19 protein-coding genes are annotated in these 17,413 nt (G+C 74.6%); 10 read left to right on the top strand and 9 right to left on the bottom strand.

What is annotated here, in order from left to right; genetic code table 11:
- The first annotated feature begins 9 nt into the window (after positions 1–9).
- From TNCT1_RS17365 to TNCT1_RS17345, 5 genes are read left to right on the top strand one after another with little or no spacing between them, the layout of a single operon-like run.
- On the top strand, positions 10–228 hold the full coding sequence (locus TNCT1_RS17365) for a V-type ATP synthase subunit F (RefSeq protein ID WP_235902659.1): 219 nt from the start codon (positions 10–12) through the stop codon (positions 226–228).
- Positions 225–737: a hypothetical protein gene (locus TNCT1_RS17360; protein ID WP_143632940.1), complete on the top strand. Its 513-nt coding sequence runs from the start codon at positions 225–227 to the stop codon at positions 735–737. The genes TNCT1_RS17365 and TNCT1_RS17360 overlap by 4 nt, the downstream gene beginning before the upstream one ends.
- Positions 734–2,521, top strand: a complete 1,788-nt coding sequence (locus TNCT1_RS17355; protein ID WP_143632938.1) for a V-type ATP synthase subunit A — start codon at positions 734–736, stop codon at positions 2,519–2,521. The genes TNCT1_RS17360 and TNCT1_RS17355 overlap by 4 nt, the downstream gene beginning before the upstream one ends.
- Positions 2,518–3,912: a V-type ATP synthase subunit B gene (locus TNCT1_RS17350; protein WP_143632936.1), complete on the top strand. Its 1,395-nt coding sequence runs from the start codon at positions 2,518–2,520 to the stop codon at positions 3,910–3,912. The genes TNCT1_RS17355 and TNCT1_RS17350 overlap by 4 nt, the downstream gene beginning before the upstream one ends.
- On the top strand, positions 3,909–4,529 hold the full coding sequence (locus TNCT1_RS17345; protein ID WP_235902657.1) for a V-type ATP synthase subunit D: 621 nt from the start codon (positions 3,909–3,911) through the stop codon (positions 4,527–4,529). Before TNCT1_RS17350 ends, TNCT1_RS17345 begins: the two co-directional genes overlap by 4 nt.
- A 63-nt stretch (positions 4,530–4,592) precedes the next feature.
- Here TNCT1_RS17345 and TNCT1_RS17340 read toward each other — a convergent pair whose 3' ends face one another.
- Entirely contained in the window at positions 4,593–5,015 is a 423-nt protein-coding gene (locus TNCT1_RS17340; RefSeq protein ID WP_143632934.1) for an Hsp20/alpha crystallin family protein, read from the bottom strand.
- Positions 5,016–5,185: 170 nt separating this feature from the next.
- On the opposite strand from TNCT1_RS17340, the gene TNCT1_RS17335 reads away from it, so the two are divergent.
- The 5 genes from TNCT1_RS17335 to TNCT1_RS17315 all read left to right on the top strand — a co-directional run bounded on the left by TNCT1_RS17335 (position 5,186) and on the right by TNCT1_RS17315 (position 9,330).
- Positions 5,186–6,580, top strand: coding sequence for a nicotinate phosphoribosyltransferase (locus tag TNCT1_RS17335; RefSeq protein WP_143632932.1), 1,395 nt, complete (start codon positions 5,186–5,188; stop codon positions 6,578–6,580).
- Between the two features lie 136 nt (positions 6,581–6,716).
- Positions 6,717–7,595 (top strand): universal stress protein, encoded by an 879-nt coding sequence (locus TNCT1_RS17330; protein WP_143632930.1) that lies wholly within the window; start codon positions 6,717–6,719, stop codon positions 7,593–7,595.
- Between the two features lie 30 nt (positions 7,596–7,625).
- Positions 7,626–8,615 carry a nitroreductase gene (locus TNCT1_RS17325; RefSeq protein WP_143632927.1) on the top strand — a complete coding sequence of 330 codons (990 nt, stop codon included), beginning with the start codon at positions 7,626–7,628 and terminating at the stop codon, positions 8,613–8,615.
- A gap of 36 nt (positions 8,616–8,651) precedes the next feature.
- Entirely contained in the window at positions 8,652–9,110 is a 459-nt protein-coding gene (locus tag TNCT1_RS17320) for a CBS domain-containing protein (RefSeq protein ID WP_143632925.1), read from the top strand.
- Positions 9,100–9,330 carry a TrkA C-terminal domain-containing protein gene (locus tag TNCT1_RS17315; protein WP_235902655.1) on the top strand — a complete coding sequence of 77 codons (231 nt, stop codon included), beginning with the start codon at positions 9,100–9,102 and terminating at the stop codon, positions 9,328–9,330. Before TNCT1_RS17320 ends, TNCT1_RS17315 begins: the two co-directional genes overlap by 11 nt.
- 22 nt (positions 9,331–9,352) lie before the next feature.
- On the opposite strand, the gene TNCT1_RS17310 is transcribed toward TNCT1_RS17315, so the two are convergent.
- The 8 genes from TNCT1_RS17310 to TNCT1_RS17275 form a co-directional block, all read right to left on the bottom strand.
- Positions 9,353–9,796 carry a universal stress protein gene (locus TNCT1_RS17310; RefSeq protein ID WP_143632923.1) on the bottom strand — a complete coding sequence of 148 codons (444 nt, stop codon included), beginning with the start codon at positions 9,794–9,796 and terminating at the stop codon, positions 9,353–9,355.
- 90 nt (positions 9,797–9,886) lie between these two features.
- Positions 9,887–10,765 carry a universal stress protein gene (locus TNCT1_RS17305; RefSeq protein ID WP_143632921.1) on the bottom strand — a complete coding sequence of 293 codons (879 nt, stop codon included), beginning with the start codon at positions 10,763–10,765 and terminating at the stop codon, positions 9,887–9,889.
- Positions 10,766–10,927: 162 nt separating this feature from the next.
- Positions 10,928–12,442: a DUF1254 domain-containing protein gene (locus TNCT1_RS17300; protein ID WP_143632919.1), complete on the bottom strand. Its 1,515-nt coding sequence runs from the start codon at positions 12,440–12,442 to the stop codon at positions 10,928–10,930.
- A 240-nt stretch (positions 12,443–12,682) separates the two neighbouring features.
- Positions 12,683–13,156, bottom strand: coding sequence for a hydrogenase maturation protease (locus TNCT1_RS17295; protein WP_143632917.1), 474 nt, complete (start codon positions 13,154–13,156; stop codon positions 12,683–12,685).
- Positions 13,153–14,499, bottom strand: coding sequence for a Ni/Fe hydrogenase subunit alpha (locus TNCT1_RS17290; protein WP_143632915.1), 1,347 nt, complete (start codon positions 14,497–14,499; stop codon positions 13,153–13,155). Before TNCT1_RS17290 ends, TNCT1_RS17295 begins: the two co-directional genes overlap by 4 nt.
- A 24-nt stretch (positions 14,500–14,523) precedes the next feature.
- On the bottom strand, positions 14,524–15,375 hold the full coding sequence (locus TNCT1_RS17285) for an oxidoreductase (RefSeq protein WP_143632913.1): 852 nt from the start codon (positions 15,373–15,375) through the stop codon (positions 14,524–14,526).
- A 1-nt stretch (position 15,376) separates the two neighbouring features.
- On the bottom strand, positions 15,377–16,195 hold the full coding sequence (locus TNCT1_RS17280) for an FAD/NAD(P)-binding protein (protein ID WP_143632911.1): 819 nt from the start codon (positions 16,193–16,195) through the stop codon (positions 15,377–15,379).
- Entirely contained in the window at positions 16,192–17,376 is a 1,185-nt protein-coding gene (locus tag TNCT1_RS17275; RefSeq protein WP_143632909.1) for a 4Fe-4S dicluster domain-containing protein, read from the bottom strand. The genes TNCT1_RS17280 and TNCT1_RS17275 overlap by 4 nt, the downstream gene beginning before the upstream one ends.
- Positions 17,377–17,413 lie beyond the last annotated feature (37 nt).

Below are 17,413 nucleotides of genomic sequence, written 5' to 3'. Positions count from 1 at the left end.
GTGGCTACGGTGGCCGCCATCGGCGCCCGGACCAGGGTGTGCGGTCTGGCGCTGGCCGGGGTCGACGTCCTCGTGGCGGAGGACCCGGAGGCCGTGCGCGTGGCCTGGCGGGCGTTGCCCGGCACGGTCGGTCTGGTGATCCTCACGGCCGAGGCCGCCGAGGTGCTGGGGGACGCGGCGACGGCGCCGGACCCGGACCGGCCGTTGACGGTGGTGATGCCCTCATGACCGCGCCGGCCGACGAGCTGGAACGTGTCCGGGCCGAGCTGCTGCGCGCGGCGCGAGCCGCTGCCGACGCCGTCTTGGACCGGGCCCGCGCCGACGCGGCCGGCACCCTGCTCGCGGCACGGGCTGACGCCGGGTCCGTGCTGGCGCGGGCCCGCGGACTCGGCCAGGCCGACGGCGCCGGACAGGCCGAGCGGGAGCGGGTGCGGGCCGCGCAGCGGGCCTGGGAGACGGAACTCGCCGTTCGCGCCGAGGTCTACGCGGCGCTCAGGGCCGAGGTACGGGAGGGCGTGCGGCGGGCGCTGGCCCGGGAGGGCGCCGTGGCACGGTCGCACCTGGCCGACGTGGCGCGAGCGGCACTGGGGCGGGGGGCGGAGGTCACGGCCGCAGCGCAGGGCGGGGTGACGGCCGAAGCGCCCGGCCGCCGGGTCGATCTGTCGGCCGACGCCCTCGCCGACCGCGCCCTGGACCGGCTGGGGGCCCGGGTCGAGACGCTGTGGGGCCCGCCGTGACGGCGATCGCCGACGGCCAGGAGCCGGAGCGGTCCGGTGCGATCGCCCCCGCACTCGCGGCGGGCGGTGCTCGGGCGGCCGGCCCGAGCGTCCTACGTGTGGCCGGCTCGCTCGTGGAGATCGCCTGCCCTCCCACGGTCGCCATGCACGATCTCGTCCTGCTGGGCAGCCTCGGGCTGCCGGGCGAGGTCGTCGCGATCCAGGGGGACACCGCCTCCGTCCAGGCGTACGAGTACACCGGCGGGCTGGCGCCCGGACACCCCGCGCGGCCCCAGGGGCGGCCCCTGACGGTGCGGTTGGGCCCGGAGCTGCTCGGTGGCGTGTTCGACGGCCTGCTGCGCCCCCTGGCGGGCGCGGGCGACCGTCTGTCCACGAGCGGGTCGGGCACCGCTGAGACGGCCGCGTGGTCGTTCACGCCCCGGCTGGCACAGGGGGAACGGGCCGCGCCCGGCGCCGTCCTCGGAGACATCGGCGCACGTGTCCCGCTGCGGCTGCTGGTACCCCCGGGCCTGTCGGGCGAGGTGACACGGATCGCGTCGGCCGGCACGTACGCCGCGGACGTGCCGCTCGCCGTGGTGGGCGGGGTCGAAGTACGCATGGCGCAGTCGTGGCCGGTGCGCAGGCCGCGGCCGGTCGCGCGGCGCCTGCCGGCGGACGCGCCCCTGAACACCGGGCAGCGTGCCGTGGACCTGCTGTTCCCCGTGGCCCGCGGCAGCACGGTCGCCGTCCCCGGCGGGTTCGGCACCGGCAAGACGATGCTGCTGCAGCAGATCGCCAAGTGGTGCGACGCGGACGTGATCGTCTACGTCGGCTGCGGCGAGCGCGGGAACGAGATGGCGGACGTCATCGAGGAGCTGGCGGAGCTGGCCGATCCACGCACCGGCGGCCGGCTGGCGGAGCGCACCGTGACGATCGCGAACACCTCGAACATGCCGATGATGGCGCGCGAGGCGAGCGTGCACACGGGCGCGACCGTCGCGGAGTACTTCCGCGACATGGGTCTCGACGTCGTCCTCATCGCCGACTCGACGTCCCGGTGGGCGGAGGCGCTGCGCGAGTTCGCCTCCCGCATGGGCGAGCTGCCCGCCGAGGAGGGCTACCCGGCGTCGCTCGCCTCACGGCTGGCGGCGTTCTACGAGCGGGCGGCCGCCGTTCGCACGCTGGGCGGCGGCACCGGGTCCGTCACGGTGATCGGCGCCGTGTCCCCACCGGGCGGCGACCGCACCGAGCCCGTCACCGCGCACACCGAACGGTTCGTGCGGTGCCTGTGGAGCCTGGACCGCGACCTCGCCTACGCACGGCACTATCCGGCGGTGTCCTGGTCGCAGTCGTTCTCCCGGGACGCCGCCGCGCTGTCGGACGCGCACGCGCGCGCAGGCGACCCCGAGTGGAGCGAGCGGCGCGGGCGCGTGGCGCGGCAGCTTGCGGAGGCGGACCGGCTGGCCGGCCTGGTCGAACTGGTCGGCGTCACCGCTCTGCCGCCCCGGGAACGGATCACCGTGCTGGCCGGACGGCTGCTGCGCGAGGCGGCGATCCAGCAGAACGCGCTGTCCCCGGCGGACGCCTTCAGCTCCCCGGCGAAGACGGCGGCCCTGGTGGACGCCGTGCTGACCGTGATCGACCGCTGCCTGGAGGAGGTGGACGCCGGTACCCGGGCCGAGGTCGTCGAGGCGGCCGACTTCGGCCCGCTGCTGCGGGCGCGCGAGGCGGCGGGCCCGGCGGAGACGGAGCCGGTGACGGCTGCCCGCGACACCGTGCTGGCCCGGCTCGGGGAGACGGTGTGAGCGGCCCGGCGGGGATCGAGTACACGGGCGTGCGCGAGCTGCGCGGCCCGCTCGTGGTCGTCGAAGGGGTGAGCGGGGTCGGCTGGGACGAGTCCGCCACGATCGTGCTCGGCACCGGTGAACGGCGGCACGGGCTGGTCCTCGAGGTGGACCGCGACCTCGCGGTGGTGCAGGTCCTGGAGGACACGGCCGGCATGAACCGCACCGGCACCCGCGTCGCCTTCTCGGGGTCGCCGATGCGGATCCCGGTCGGCGCCGGGTGGCTGGGGCGGGTCTGCAACGGGCGCGGGGAACCGGCCGACGGCGGGCCGCCGGTGCTGGGCGGATCGTACGAGGCGGTCGGCGGCGCGCCGATCAACCCGGTACGCCGGGAGCCCCCGAACGAGCCGGTACTCACCGGGGTGGGCGCGGTGGACGTGCTGACGACGCTGGTGCGCGGACAGAAGCTGCCGGTGTTCTCGGCCGCGGGGCTGCCGCACCTGGAACTGGCCGTGCAGATCGCGGCCCAGGCGACCTGCGGGGGTGAGCCGTTCGCCGTCGTGTTCGCGGGGATGGGGCTCACCCACGCCGACACGGCGTTCGTCCGTGCCGGGCTGGCCGCGCGTTCCGCGGCACGGGAACTCGTCCTGTTCCTCAACACCGCCGACGACCCCGTGATCGAGCGGCTGCTGACCCCGCGGCTCGCCCTGACCGTCGCCGAACACCTGGCGTTCGCGGCCGGCCGCCACGTTCTGGTGGTGATGACGGACATGACGGCCTACTCGGAGGCGCTGCGCGAGGTGTCCGCCGCGCGCGGTGAGATACCGGCGCGGCGTGCCTATCCCGGCTACCTCTACAGCGACCTGGCCTCGCTCTACGAACGCTGCGGCAGGATCCGGGGCCGGCCGGGCTCGGTCACCGTCCTGCCGGTGCTCACCATGCCCGCCGGTGACATCACCCACCCCGTCCCCGACCTGACCGGCTACATAACCGAGGGCCAGATCGTGCTGTCCGCCGACGTCCAGGCGGCCGGCGCGTATCCGCCCGTCGATCCGCTGGCCTCGCTGTCGCGTCTGATGCGCAAGGGGACCGGGGCGGGACGCACCCGTGCCGACCATCCGGCCGTCGCGGCGCAGCTGACCGCGGCGCTGGCCCGGTCCCGGCAGGTCGCGGAACTCGCCGACCTGATCGGCCGCGCCGCGCTCAGTGCGACCGATCTGCGCCACCTGGACCTCCAGGACGCCTTCCGGGACCGCTTCCTCGCGCAGGGCGCCGACGAGGACCGGTCGCTGGACGATTCCCTGGACCGGGCCTGGGAGGTGTTGCTGACCCTGCCGCGCAGCCAGCTCGGCATGCTCCCGGCCGACCTGCTCGACGCCCACGCTCGGCCTCGGCGGGAGGAACGGCGGTGAGCCCGCGGGCGAGCCGCGCCGCGACCGGGCGGGCCGGGCGCCTGCGGCTGCGCCGGGGTCTCGCCACGGCGCTGCGCGGGGCGGACCTGCTCGACCGCAAACTCCGGCTCCTGCTGGACCGCGAGCACACGGCACGCCGGGCTGCCGAGGAGGCGCACCGGGCGTGGGACGAGGCGCTGGCCGACGCGGACACCTGGCTGCTGCGCGGGGTGCTGCTCGGCGGCGAACGCGCGCTGGCCCGAGCGGCGCCCGTCGACCGGGTCCGTGTCGACATCCGTTGGGCCGCGCTGATGGGCGTTCGCCACCCGGCAGCGGTGGAGTGCGCGGCGCCCGTGCGCTCCACGGCGGAGCCGACCCCCTCCAACACGGCGCTCGCCCACGCCGAGACGGCCTACCGGGCCGCGGTCCGCGCCGCGGCGGAACTCGCCGCGCACCAGGCGGCAGCCGACCTGCTGGCCGCCGAGGCCGAACGGACGCGCCGGCGGGTCCGTGCCCTGCGCAGACACTGGATCCCGCGGCTGCAGGCCGAACTGGGCGCCGTGGAGCTGGCATTGGAGGCGGCGGAGCACGAGGAGGCGGTACGGCGCCGCTGGGCCGCCGGCCGCGCCGGCCGATGACGCTCGCGTGCGCACACCGCCGGCGGGCCCCGGACAGGGCCCGCCGGACGTCACCGGACGGCGTCAGTCGCCGTGCCGGATCTTCACGTGCTTCGCCTCCGCCTTCTCGGCGCCCAGGCCCACGCTGACGGTGAGCATGCCGTCGGTGTACTCGGCCTTGACGTCGTCCTCGTCGGCACCGGCCGGCAGCGACACGCTGCGGCTCATCGCGCCGTACCGGATCTCGCTGCGGTTCTTCGTGACGTCCCTCTCGGTGCGTTCGGCCTGGACCGTCAGCACGCCGTCGGCGATGAAGACGTCGATGTCCTCGGGCGCCATGCCCGGGAGCTCCGCCCGCATCACGTAACGGTCGTCCTCCGTGTAGTCCTCGATCCGCACCGTGTACAGCTCACTCATCGTGGGCATGCTGAAGCGGGCCGGCAGGGTCTCGAACCAGTCCGACATCTCCGGGAACGCGAACCTCTGTCTGCGTGCGAGTGTGGTCATCGCCGTACCTCCCGGCTCGGTCCTCTCCGCGGACACAACCAGTTCAGCGCGGCGGAACCCCCTTCGCTGGGGCCGAAGAGCCCATGTGCGCGGCCCTGAGGTCCCTTTCCTGCCGCACGGCCGCGACGAGACTGGGATCAGCAGACCCCCGACATCCGGCGGCGATCATCATGTCCGACGTCACCACCACCGACCTCTACGAGGTGACCATGGCCATGTCCTACCTCCGGGAGGACATGCGGGCGCCGGCCACCTTCAGCCTGTTCGTCCGTGACCTCCCGCCCGGCCGGGGCTTCCTCGTGACCGCGGGTCTGGAGTCCGCCCTGGACTTCCTGGCCGGCTCGCGCGTGGAGCGGGACGACGTCGAGCGGTTCGCGGACGCCCTGCACCGGCCTGTCCGGGACCTCGAACCGCTCCTCGGGCTCCGCTTCGAGGGCGAAGTGCGCGCGGTCCCGGAGGGCCGTGTGGTCCTCGCCGGCGAGCCCCTGCTGGAGGTGACCGCGCCGCTCCCGCAGGCCCAGCTCGTCGAGACGTACTTGCTGAACCAGCTCTGCCACCAGACGGCGGTGGCGTCCAAGGCGGCACGCTGCGTCCTGGCCGCGGCGGGCAGGGCGGTCGTGGACTTCTCGCTGCGCCGCACGCACGGTCCGTGGGCGGGGCTGCAGGCCGCCCGGCTGGGCGCCCTGGTGGGCTTCGCCGGCACCAGCAACGTCGCCGCCGCCACCTCCCTGGGCGTTCCGGCGTCGGGCACCATGGCGCACTCCTACATCGAGGCGTTCCCCGGCGAGGAGGAGGCGTTCCGCGCGTTCGCGCGCTGCCACCCCGGCCCGGTCACCTTCCTCGTCGACACCTACGACACGGAACAGGGTGTCCGGATCGCGGCCCGGGTCCTGACCGATCTGCGGCGTGGCCCCGGCTGCGCGATCCGGCTGGACAGCGGGGACCTCGACGCGCTCTCGCGCCGGGCGCGCGCCCTGCTCGACGCGGCCGGGCTGCCCGAGGTACGGATCGTGGCCAGCGGCGGACTCGACGAGTACGGGGTGGACCGGCTCGTGCGCGCCGGAGCCCCCATCGACGTGTACGCCGTCGGCACGAAGGTGGGCGTCGCGGCGGACGCCCCGTACCTGGACGCCGCGTACAAGCTCGTCGAGTACGACGGCCGGCCCGTGATGAAGCTGTCCTCGGCGAAGGTCACGGCGCCGGGCCGCAAGCAGGTCTTCCGCCGGCCCGGGCGGCCGGACGTCATCGCGCTGGCGGCCGAGGTGGCGCCGGACCGCGCGTGCCCGCTGCTGCTCACGAGCATGCGGGACGGGCGGCGCACGGGTGCGCCCGACGACTGGCGGGCCGCGCGTGAGCGGTTCCGCGAGGATCTGGCCGGGCTGCCCGGCCCGGCGCGCCGGATCGAGGATCCCGAGCCGGTCCGGCCGGTGCGATCGCAGGCGCTCGGCCGTCTGACGGCCTCCGTACGGGCCGACATCGAGGCCCGCCGGGGACCGGAGCGCCGCGCCGCGCCGCCGGACCCGGCCCACCGTGGTTCCGCCGCCTTCTCGGTCCCCGGGCACTGACCCGCCGGGCGCCGGCGGAGGGCCGGCAGGACGTGCGTGGGGACCATTGGCCCCTGGCAGGCCGGAGCCGGCGCGGCCTTCCATGGAACTGGCGGCGGCATTCCCGCGCGCCACCGCGGCTGAGGAGGCGAGGGCGATGTCCGGGCACGGTGACCGCCGGCCGATCGTGGTGGGCGTAGACCCCGATCCCGTCCACCGGATGGCACTGGCCTGGGCGGCCGACGAGGCCGCCCGCAGACACCTGCCGCTGCGGACCGTCCACGTGGAGGGCGTGCCCACCCGGGGCTACCGGGGGCAGGAGGTCCCGCCCTCTTGGGAGGAGTGGAACGAGGCTCTGCACAAGGCCGGCCGGCAGGTGCTGGGGCAGGCGGTGGACTTTGCCACGGCCCGGCACCCGCAGCTCCAGGTCGACGCGCTGCTCGCGGAGGGCGACCCGGTGTGGGTGCTGCGCGAGCAGAGCCGCGGCGCCGCCGCCGTCGTGCTGGGATCGCGTCATCTGAGCCGGAAGCAGGAGGTGTTCGGCTCCTCGTCCGTGGCCCTGCCGGTCATGGCCCGTACGCACTGTCCGCTGGTGGTCGTGCCCGAGCCGGAACACGTCACCGAGGAGCCGGCGTACTTCGTCGTCGGTGTGGACGGCAGCCCGCACTCCGCAGCCGCTGTCGACGTGGCGTTCGAGGAGGCGGCCCTGCGCGGCGCCCGGCTGCGGGCCCTGCTCGTCTGGGAGCCCGGCCCGCTGAGGATCTTTGACGAGAGCGAGCCGCAGCGGGAGGCCCGCCGGCTCCTCTCCGAGGCCGTGGCAGGACGCCAGGCCCGCTATCCCGAGGTGGACCTGCACCACGAAGTGCTCGTCGGGCATCCGGTCCAGGTGCTCACCGACGCCTCGGCGCATGCGCTGGGCCTGGTGGTGGGGACCCGGGGCCGCGGAGGCTTCGCCGGGATGCTGCTGGGCTCGGTCAGCCAGGGCGTGCTGCACCACGCCCGCTGCCCTGTCATCGCCGTACCGACCCGCGAGTGAACCGGCAGACCGGCACGAAGGAGAGCCGCCGTGACCGCACAACCTCCCGACGTGGACACCGTCGCCGCACTCGTCGCCGACGCCGCGGCCGCGCCGTCGCTGCACAACGCCCAGCCGTGGGCCTTCCGCTATCTGCGGGACACCGGTGTGCTGCGGCTGTACGCGGACCTGGAGCGGGCGCTGCCGCGCACCGACCCCGACAACCGCGGCCTGCACGTGGGGTGCGGCGCCGCCCTGTTCAACCTGCGCGTGGCCGCCGCGGCAGCCGGGCTCGCGCCGCTCGTGCGGCTGCTGCCCGAACCGGCCTGCCCGGAGTTCCTCGCCGAGCTCCGGCTGTGCGGCACGGGAGCCCCCGACGGGGAGCTCGCCCGGCTGAGCCCCGCGGTCCACCGCCGTCACTCCAGCCGGTTCCCCTTCCGCGAGGAGACGCTTCCCACCACGGTGCGGGAGACGCTGCGGGACGCCGCGCTCGCCGAGGGCGCACAACTGCTGTTCCCCGGCGAGTGGCACGTGCAGTCGATCCTGGAGCTGGCGAGCGACGCCGAGGGCAGGGAGGCGCAAGCGCCGGACGTGCGCGAGGAGACGGCGCACTGGGCGCACACCGGCCCTTCCGGCGGCGCCGGGGCCGTCGACGGCATCACCGCCGAGGCCTTCGGTCCTCGGCAGCGCCGCTCCTCGGTCCCCGTGCGTGACTTCGCCGTCGGCCGTCCGCTGCCCGGACGCGGCTGGGCGCTCTTCGAGCGGAGGCCGAACATCGCCCTGCTGGGCACCGCCCACGACCGGCCCGCGGACTGGCTGACGGCCGGTCAGGCACTGGAGCGGGTCCTGCTCCGGGCCACCGTGGACGGGCTGGTCGCCTCGGTCACCTCGCAGCCCCTGGAGTGGCCCGAGATCAGGTGGGCCGTCCGCGACCCCCTCTCCGCGATGGGGCACGTGCAGATGGTCATCCGGCTCGGCCACGGCCCCGAAGGCCCCGCGAGCCCGCGGCGGCCGGTCGCCGAACTGCTCGACGTCCGCTGAGTCCGGCCTCGCGGAACGCAACAGCGAGGAGGAGCCATGAAGGTCTCCGAGGTGATGACGGCTCCTCCGGTGTGCGTGACGCCGGACGCCACCCTGGCCGAGGTGGCCCGGCTGATGGCCGAGAGCGCCGTCGGGTCCGTGCTGGTGGTCGTGGACGGGGCCCTGCACGGCATCGTCACCGACCGCGACCTCGCCGTTCGCGGCATGGGCGGTGGCCTGGACGCCGGGACGCGGGTGGACGCGGTGATGTCGGCCCGCGTCGTCACCGTCGAGGCCGTCGAGAGCCTGGAGGCCGCCCATCGCACGTTCCGCCGCACCGGGGTCCGCCGGCTTCCGGTCCTGGACACGGGCCGGGTGGTGGGGGTGCTGACGATCGACGATCTGTTCCTCGACCTGTTCCGGCGGTTCACCGACCTGCTGGGGCCGGTGGCCTGGAGCGTCCTGCAGGAGCCTCCGGGACCGCCCCGGCAGGCCGGAGACCCGGATGAGCCCTGAACGGGCACGGCAGGGCACGACCGCGCTCCACGACGGCGGTCCGGCGGCGGGCGCCGGGACTACGGAGATCGCGCTGCCCGCCGGCACCGTGGTGGCCACCGTCGTACGGGGCGGGCAGCCCACTGTCCCGGGTCCCGAGGTGCGGCTGCTGCCCGGCGACGAGCTGCTGCTCGTGTCGCACGAGGCGACCGAGCAGGAGATCCACGCGGCCTTCCAGTGAGCCGGGCGGGACCGGCCCCGCGTCACCGTTCCCGGCAGCGCACGATGACGACCGGGCAGTCTGCGTGCTGCGACACATGCTGGCTGACCGAACCGAGCAGGGCACGCGCGAAGCCGCCCCTGCCCCGGCTGCCGACGACGAGGGCCTCGGCCCCCTCGGCCGCTCTCAGCAGGACGTCGGTGGCGTTGCCGTGCACCAGGTGGGTCCGCACCGAGCCGGCGGCGTCGTCGCCGAGCACATCGGTCAGTTCCCGGCTCATCTTCTGCCGGGCCTCGTCCTCGTCGACGTCCATGTCCACCGCGGGACCCGACCAGCCGTACAGGCCCGGCAGCTCCCACACCGCGACCGCGTCCACGGACGCGCCCACCAGACCGGCGTAGCGGACGGCCCAGCGCAGGGCCTCGTAGGAGGACCGCGACCCGTCGACGCCGACCACCACCCGGCGCCCGGAAACCTCCTTGTCCATGCGTCCCACCTCTCTCTCGGTGTCTGCGCCCGCCATATCCCGCACCCGTAATCTCCATGCCGCGGGCCGTCCAGCCCCGGCGGAGACCGTTCACCGCCGTTCGGGCACGACCGCGACCGGGCACCGGGCACGGTGCAGGAGGGCGTGGCTCACGCGGCCGAGCTGGAATCCGACGGTGCGCGTCCGGCGCCGCGCCCCGACGATCACCAGGTCGGCGGCGGCCGACCGGTCCACGAGGACCCTGGCGGCCGGTCCCTCCGGCGTCGCCGGGCGCGTGCGGACCTGCGGATGAGCGGCGCTCGCGGCCCCGATCCGGGCTTCGACGACGGCGGCGGCGCGTTCCTCGTACGTGCCCGCCGGCTCTCCCGTGCGCGTCCGGTTGCCGTTCCTGTCGAAGGCGGGCCGGCGCCAGGCATGCACTACGTCGAGGACGCAGCCGCGCAGCTCGGCCTCCCGGAAGGCGTACCGCACGGCCTCGGTGCTCATGTCGTCGACGTCGCCGATGCCCAGCAGGATCCGCTCGTGCGTGCCCGCGAGCCCCGCCGGATCGCCCCGGACGACGACCACCGGGCAGTGCGCCCGAGCGGACACGGCGAGACCGACCGACCCGAGGAGCAGTCCCTTGACCTCGCCCCGGCCCCGTGAACCCGTCACCAGGGTGAAGGCGTCCAGGCCCTCGCGGACGAGGGCGTCCACCGCGTCCTCGGGGACGATGTCGGTGGTGACCTTCACGTCCGGGTTGCGCCGTTCGGCACGATCGGCCGCCGAGGCCACGATGTGCTCGGCCAGCACCTGTTCAGAAGGGCGCCCCGGCCCGACCGAGGGAAGGCCGGCCTCATAGCGCTCCCACAGGGAGGCGTACACCAGCCTGAGCGGGGCGCCGTGGCGCGCGGCCTCGTCCACGGCCCAGTCGACGGCGAGCAGACACGAGTCCGATCCGTCGACGCCCACCACCAGGGGAAGTGACATCTTGCCCACCGCCTTTCAGGGTCCGCCTTCGCGGGCGGCACAGTGGAGGGAGATTTCACCGTGCCACCCGGCTCCGGGCGCCGCGAGGGGCGCTCGGGCCCGCTTGAAAGGACCTTCGGCCCCGGCCCCGCGGCCCGTGATGGCCGGTGCCGGCGCCCGGTGTCAGGCGACGCGGGTCAGCGGAGGGCACTCCCAGGTCGCGTCGATCACCTCGGGGCGGGGCCGGTACATCCGGAGGGCGACGAACCAGGTGCCGTCCCCGGCTGTGGGCAGCCAGTTGGCTTCCCGCTCCTCCGCGGGCGCCTCGCTCTGCAGGTGAACGGTCAGTCCCCCGTCCGCGTCCCACCGCAGGCCGGTGCTGCGGTCGCCCACCGAGTAGCGGTCGGCCGGGTTGGCGATGAGGTTCATGTCCTCCCCGTAGGCGGTCAGCGACCAGAACGCGTCGACCGGCGGCAGGGCGTCGCCGGGGAAGTGCAGTTCGTACCGGCCTCCCGGGGCCAGCTTCTTTCCCTCCGCGTCGTCGAAGTTCAGCAGGTAGACCGCTTCGGCGGGATCGTTGGCGGCGACGCCGATCAGCGCCTGGTCCGCGGCGCGCTTGAGGAAGTCGTCGCCGAACCGCCCCATCTGCGGGGGCGGGTATCGCCACCCGTGCACGAGATGGGCCCAGTCGCCGCTGAGGATCTGCTGCCTGAGCAGGGGCACGCCCACGGCGGCGGCCCGGGTGAGGCTTTCCCTGACCGTCTCGGGCTGGGCCTCGACGTCGAGGCCGGGGCCGACGCCGATCTCGGCGAACTGCTGGAGCAGGAGCGCGTGACGGGACGGCGGTGGGTTCTCGGCCAGCATTGCGTTCAGGGTCTTCCACGGCCCCAGGGGGTCCTCCTCCGCGGAGATCGGCGTCAGGACGTCACGGCTTTCGGGGACCTCCGCATCCCGCTTGCCGAACAGGCTGAGCGGGGTGAGCCGGTACTGGGCCTGGAGTTCCCGGACGCGGGGTACGTCGTCCGGGCCGTCGACGAGGGTGCGGCCCAGCACGAGGATCCACGGACTCGGCGCCCTGTGGAGCCGTCGCACCCCGGCGGGCAGTTTGCCGTGCCAGTCCGGGCCGACGAGGGCGAAGCTGCCCGCGCCGGAACCGGTGGTGCGCTGGCCGACGTAGTCGAAGTTGTCGGACGTGATCCCGACCAGCTCGAAGGTGAAGTAGCGGTCCCCCATGTCCGGATGCGACAGGACGACCGGTTCGCTGCCCAGGTTCACCCAGGCCGCCGAGTACAGGGTGTCGTTGTTGGGGCACCCGCCGTCCCGGTAGGTCGCGTCCAGCAGCCGCTCGGCGTGCCAGAAGTGGTTGACCGCCGCGTACGGCACCGTCGCCGGGTTGCGCGGCTGCGTCACCCAGTCGTGCCGCAACTGGGCGTAGTAGATGTACGGGAACCCGTAGACGAAGGCCTGTTCGCCGAGCGTGTAGGCGTACTCTCCGCGCCAGTCGGCCGTCCGCCCGGTCAGGACCGGTTTCACGGCCCGGCCCAGCGCGGGCACGATCCCGGGCAGGCGGCGTGCGCGATCGATCGTGGATCCAGGGTGCCGGGCCATGTTCCCGGCGGCCCGGGCCACCGAGGCGGCCGAGCCCGCCAGGTCCTCGGGGATCCGCCGCCAGACAGGGGGCTGCGAGGGTTCGGACATGACAACACCACTTCGCTCACGGTGTCGGAGGCAGGTCGGGGGCCGTCCCGGGCCCGTGGAGACCCCTGACCATCGTCCCCCGCTTCGCCGTCGGACGCAGCCGGAGTAGGTCGCGTGGCCCCGGCGGCCGGCGGCGCTGGTCGGTTCGTACGCGCGGCCCCGTGGTCGGCAGCGCCCATCGGTCCGGAAACGGTCCACTGGCCGGGGCGTCGTGCGGCGAGGGGCGTTTGCGCAACAGGCCTAGCGGTGGTGTTCGTGGGCCCGGCTCACGGTGGCGGCGACGCGCTCGGTCAGTTCGGGGAGCGCCGACCGCACCGCCGGGCTCAGGCCCGTGCCGAGCGCGACGCCGGCCACCTCGACGGCGTGCACCACGAGCTGTGGCGGCAACCGGTCGAGAGCCTGTGCAAGGGCGAGGCACTCCCCCAGACCGAAGGCGTGCGTGCTCGCCGCACCCGGGGCGTGGCGGGCGGCTTCCGAAGGCGTCAGGGTGTGCAGCCGACCCGGGCAGGCCGGGCTCGTGCGAAGGGCTTCGACCAGGACCACGGTGTCCGCGCCGCGCCACAGGTCCAGCATGCGTGCGGGTTCGCCGTCGCTGACCGTCAGCACGGTGCCGTCCGGCACCCGGCCGTGGAGCGCCTCCACCGCCGCCGGGCCGATCCCGTCGTCGCCGCGCAGGGGGTTGCCCACCCCGATGACCACCACCCGGCCGCTCACCGGCGCTCCACCGTCAGGTCGAGGAAGTGCGCGGCACAGGAGATGCAGGGGTCGTGGTTGCGGATGACCCGCTCGCACAGATGGGTGAGTTCCTCGTCGCCGGCGGCGGGCCCGGCGCGGTCCAGGCGCGCCTGGACCGCCCTGCGTACGTCTTCCTCGATGGCGGTCTGGTTCTGGGCCGTGGGCGGAACGATGCGGGACTCGGTGAGGGTGCCGTCCGCCGTGAGGGCGTAGCGGTGGTACAGCAGGCCGCGGGGCGCCTCGGTGGCTCCGGCGCCGACGGCCTCGCGCGGCGGGACCTCCACGGCCAGCCGCGGAGGCTGCGCGTATCCGTCGATGAGGCGCAGCGCTTCCTCGACGGCGTGCACCACCTCGACGGCGCGTACGAGGATGCTCCGGAAGGGGTTGTCGCAGATCGTCCCGGTGGCGGGATCGCCCAGCCCGGCGTCCCGGGCCGCCTCGGCCGCCGCGGGGTGCAGCCAGCGGCCGCTGATCGCGTAGCGGGCCAGCGGGCCGGTCAGGAAGCGACGGCCGTCGAGCCGGGCCGTCAGGGCGGTGGAGTGCGGCACCTGCTCTTCCCGGACGTGTTGTTCGAAGTCGGACAGGGCGAACTCCCGCAGCGCCGGGCCGGTGCTCCGGACGGTCATGACCGCGGGTGTTCCCGTGTCGACGGCGTAGCGGCCGGGGTCGCGCAGGGCGAGCAGGTCGTGGTCGCAGCGGGCCTCGGGGAAGTCGAACGCCGCTGCCCAGCGGACGGTCTCCAGCGCGTCCTCCCGGGCCCGCCACAGCCGTTCCGCCAGCGGCCGGAGTTCGGCCGGTGCCGGTGTCCGGTAGAAGCCGCCGACCCGGACGTTGACGGGGTGGATCGGGCGACCGCCGAGCTGTTCGAGGATCGCGTTGCCGGCCTGTTTGAGGCGCAGGCCGCGTTCCACCGCGGCGCGCTGGTCGCGGGCGAGGCCCACCATGTCCGCGTGGCCGAGGAAGTCCGGCGCGTGCAGCAGGTAGATGTGCAGGGTGTGGCTCTCGATCCACTCGCCGCAATAGAGCAGGCGGCGCAGGTCCGCGAGGGGTCCGTCGACCGTGACGCCGCAGGCGTTCTCGATCGCCTGGCAGGCGCTCATCTGGTAGGCGACGGGGCAGATGCCGCAGATGCGGGCGGTGATGTCCGGGGGTTCGGTGTGTCCCCGGCCGGTCAGGAAGGCCTCGAAGAAGCGCGGGGGTTCGTAGATGCGCAGCCGCGTCTCGGCGACCGTGTCCCCCTCGACGCGCAGGTGGAGGGCCGCCTCGCCCTCCACCCTGGCCAGCGCGTCCAGCCGCAGGACGCGGGTTCCGCGACGGTTCATGCGAGCCTTTCCGGGCGTGGTCCGTCAGGCCGGTGGGCTCTGCTGCCGCTCCTCGGCCGCGAGGTCGGGTACGGGGGCATACTCCGGTGACGCGGCGTTGAAGGTGCGGAAGACACGCTGGATGTCCCGCTCGCTCATCCCGTCGTGGTGCAACTGGGCGATCATGGAGCGCAGGGCGGGCCGGCTCGACGGTCCGAAGCAGCCGTAGCAGCCGCGTCCGTAGGCGGGGCAGATGGCCCCGCAGCCGGCGTGGGTGACCGGGCCGAGGCAGGGGGTGCCGTGGGCGACGGTGACGCAGGTGGTGCCGCGCCTCTTGCACTCGAAGCAGACGCTGTGCCCGGAGATCTGGGGCCTGCGGCCGGCCAGGTGGGCGTTGACGACCTCGAGGAGCTGGCGGCGGTCGATGGGGCAGCCGCGCAGCTCGAAGTCGACCGGCACATGGGCCGAGACCGGTGTCGAGGTCTCCAGGGTGGCGATGTACTCCGGACGGGCGTAGACGGCGGTGAGGAAGTCGTCGACGTCGGCGAAGTTGCGCAGTGCCTGGATGCCGCCCGCGGTGGCGCAGGCCCCGATCGTCACAAGGTACCGGCTCATCCGGCGGACCTGCTGGATCCGCTCGGCGTCCTCCGCGGTGGTGATCGACCCCTCGACCAGGGACAGGTCGTACGGCCCGCGTCCCTCGAGCCGGGCACGCTCCCGCCCGCCGCCCTCGACCGGGGTCATCTCCACGAAGTGGTCGATCCGGACGCGTTCGGTCAGGCCGAGGAGTTCGTCCTCGCAGTCGAGGAGTGTCAGCTGGCAGCCGTCGCAGGAGGCGAACTTCCACACGGCGAGCGTCGGCCGTGTGCGGATGTCCGGGCCGAGTTCGGTGAGCATGTCACAACTCCCCCGTCAGGAGCAGGTCCGCCACCCGGTCGTAGCCGACGACCGGCCCGTCGCGGCACAGCAGGAGCGGGCCGAGCTGGCAGTGGCCGCAGTGGCCGGTGGCGCACCGCATGTTCCGTTCCAGGGACACCTGGACGCGGTGCGGGACCACGCCGCGGACGACGAGGTCGCGTGCGGTGTGGCGCATCATCACCTCGGGCCCGCACACCAGCGCGCACGAGCGTGCCGGGCGCAGCTCGACGCGGTCCAGGAGCGTGGTGACCACGCCGACCGCGCCCCGCCAGCCGGGACCGGGCCGGTCGACGGTCACCTCGACCCGGGCCCGGCCGCGCCAGCTCTCGATCTCGTCGCGGTACACCAGGTCGCCGGGCGTGCGGGTGCCGACGAGGACCGCCAGCCGGCCGTGTGCGGCCGGCCGGCCCAGGAGCTGGTGCACGACCGGCCGCAGCGGAGCCAGTCCGATGCCGCCGGCGACCACCAGGACGTCGTGCCCCGCGGCCGCTTCGAGGTCCCAGCCGGTGCCGTACGGCCCGCTGAGTCCGACGGTGTCGCCCGGGCGCAGCCGGTACAGCGCGGCCGAGACGGCGCCCACCGCGCGCACGGTGTGCACGAGCCCCCCGTGGCGGCCGCGCAGCGCGCTCACGGAGACCGGCACCTCACCGACCCCGAAGGCGTAGATCATGGCGAACTGCCCCGGCGAGAAGGGCGCGAGTGCCCGCCCGGCCGGCACCAGCTCGACCGACCGGGTGTCGGCGGTCTCGTCCCAGGCGCCGGCGACCCGGTACGGCAGCGGGGGCGTCACGGTGGTCACGGTGACTCCGGAGCGGAGGCGGGCTTTCCGGACCGTGTCCAGTCGTGCAGGGCGGCCGCTTCCTCGGTGATGTCGATCCCGACCGGGCACCACACGATGCAGCGTCCGCAGCCCACGCAGCCGGACGAGCCGAACTGGTCGTACCAGGTGCCGAGTTTGTGGGTCATCCACTGCCGGTAGCGGCTGCGCGCGGAGGAGCGGACCGGGCCGCCGTGCAGCCGGGAGAAGTCCAGGTCGAAGCAGGAGTCCCACAGCCGCCAGCGCTCCGCGTGGTCACCGGTGAGGTCCGTGACGTCCTCAGTGGTGGTGCAGAAGCAGGTGGGGCACACCATGGTGCAGTTTCCGCAGGTCAGACAGCGCCCGGCGACGTCGTCCCAGCGCGGCGCGTCGAGGGTCCCCGCCATCAGCTCCCGCAGGTCGGCCTCCGGCATGGTCCGGCCCATGCGCTCCGCCGCGGCGTCGACGTTCGCGTGAGCGGTCTCCCTGGTCTCCGGGTCGGCCGGGCGGGCGGGCAGTTCGGCCAGGATCTCCGCGCCTTCCCGGCTGCCGCTGCGGACCCAGAAGCGGTGGCCGTCCTCGTCGGCCACCTCGGTCATCACCAGGTCGTAGCCGGGGCCCGCCGCGGGCCCGGTGCCCATGGAGACGCAGAAGCACGTGGCTCCGGGCTCCGTGCACTCGACCACGATCAGCAGGGCGCCGGAACGCCGCCGCTCGTAGCCGGGGTCGCGGTGCGCCCCGCCGGTCAGCACCCGGTCCTGGACGGCGATGGCGCGCAGATCGCACGGGCGCACACCCAGGAAGGCGTATCGGGGCGGTTCGGCCCGGTCGGCGCTGAAGACCAGTGCGCCCTCCGCCCGGTCGGCGCTCCACTCGCGCACCCGCGCCGGATGCAGGAAGGACTTCCACGACTGGGGGCCGGCCGCGTTCGCGAAGGCGGCGCCGTCCGGCCGCTCCCGCAGCCGGTACCGCCCGGCCTCCAGCTCCACGCCCCATCCGTACGGCAGTTCGTCGGCCGAGCTCAGCTCCGCCAGCACGATGGCCCCGTCCCGCACGGTGGGTCCGATCACGGTGTACCCGCGGCGGATCAGCACGTCCACGAGCGCGGCCATGCCGTCCCGGCCCATGACGATCCCGTCGGGAGCGGGCGGCCGGGAGACCTCCACCTCGGCGTCGGCGTCCATGCCCGACCTCCTTCGGCACAGCGGACGGCACATGGAG

It is taken from the genome of Streptomyces sp. 1-11, from assembly GCF_007176755.1.
Lineage (GTDB): Bacteria > Actinomycetota > Actinomycetes > Streptomycetales > Streptomycetaceae > Streptomyces.
Note: the sequence above shows the minus strand (reverse complement) of the source record. Positions and strands in the feature narration are given on the sequence as shown.

Coding starts and splice junctions, on each gene's coding strand:
- TNCT1_RS17310 (WP_143632923.1), bottom strand. CDS start 9,796: ATGGACAAGGAGGTTTCCGGGCGCCGGGTGGTGGTCGGCGTCGACGGG.
- TNCT1_RS17335 (WP_143632932.1), top strand. CDS start 5,186: ATGTCCGACGTCACCACCACCGACCTCTACGAGGTGACCATGGCCATG.
- TNCT1_RS17315 (WP_235902655.1), top strand. CDS start 9,100: ATGAGCCCTGAACGGGCACGGCAGGGCACGACCGCGCTCCACGACGGC.
- TNCT1_RS17275 (WP_143632909.1), bottom strand. CDS start 17,376: ATGGACGCCGACGCCGAGGTGGAGGTCTCCCGGCCGCCCGCTCCCGAC.
- TNCT1_RS17340 (WP_143632934.1), bottom strand. CDS start 5,015: ATGACCACACTCGCACGCAGACAGAGGTTCGCGTTCCCGGAGATGTCG.
- TNCT1_RS17290 (WP_143632915.1), bottom strand. CDS start 14,499: ATGAACCGTCGCGGAACCCGCGTCCTGCGGCTGGACGCGCTGGCCAGG.
- TNCT1_RS17360 (WP_143632940.1), top strand. CDS start 225: ATGACCGCGCCGGCCGACGAGCTGGAACGTGTCCGGGCCGAGCTGCTG.
- TNCT1_RS17285 (WP_143632913.1), bottom strand. CDS start 15,375: ATGCTCACCGAACTCGGCCCGGACATCCGCACACGGCCGACGCTCGCC.
- TNCT1_RS17320 (WP_143632925.1), top strand. CDS start 8,652: ATGAAGGTCTCCGAGGTGATGACGGCTCCTCCGGTGTGCGTGACGCCG.
- TNCT1_RS17330 (WP_143632930.1), top strand. CDS start 6,717: ATGTCCGGGCACGGTGACCGCCGGCCGATCGTGGTGGGCGTAGACCCC.
- TNCT1_RS17305 (WP_143632921.1), bottom strand. CDS start 10,765: ATGTCACTTCCCCTGGTGGTGGGCGTCGACGGATCGGACTCGTGTCTG.
- TNCT1_RS17300 (WP_143632919.1), bottom strand. CDS start 12,442: ATGTCCGAACCCTCGCAGCCCCCTGTCTGGCGGCGGATCCCCGAGGAC.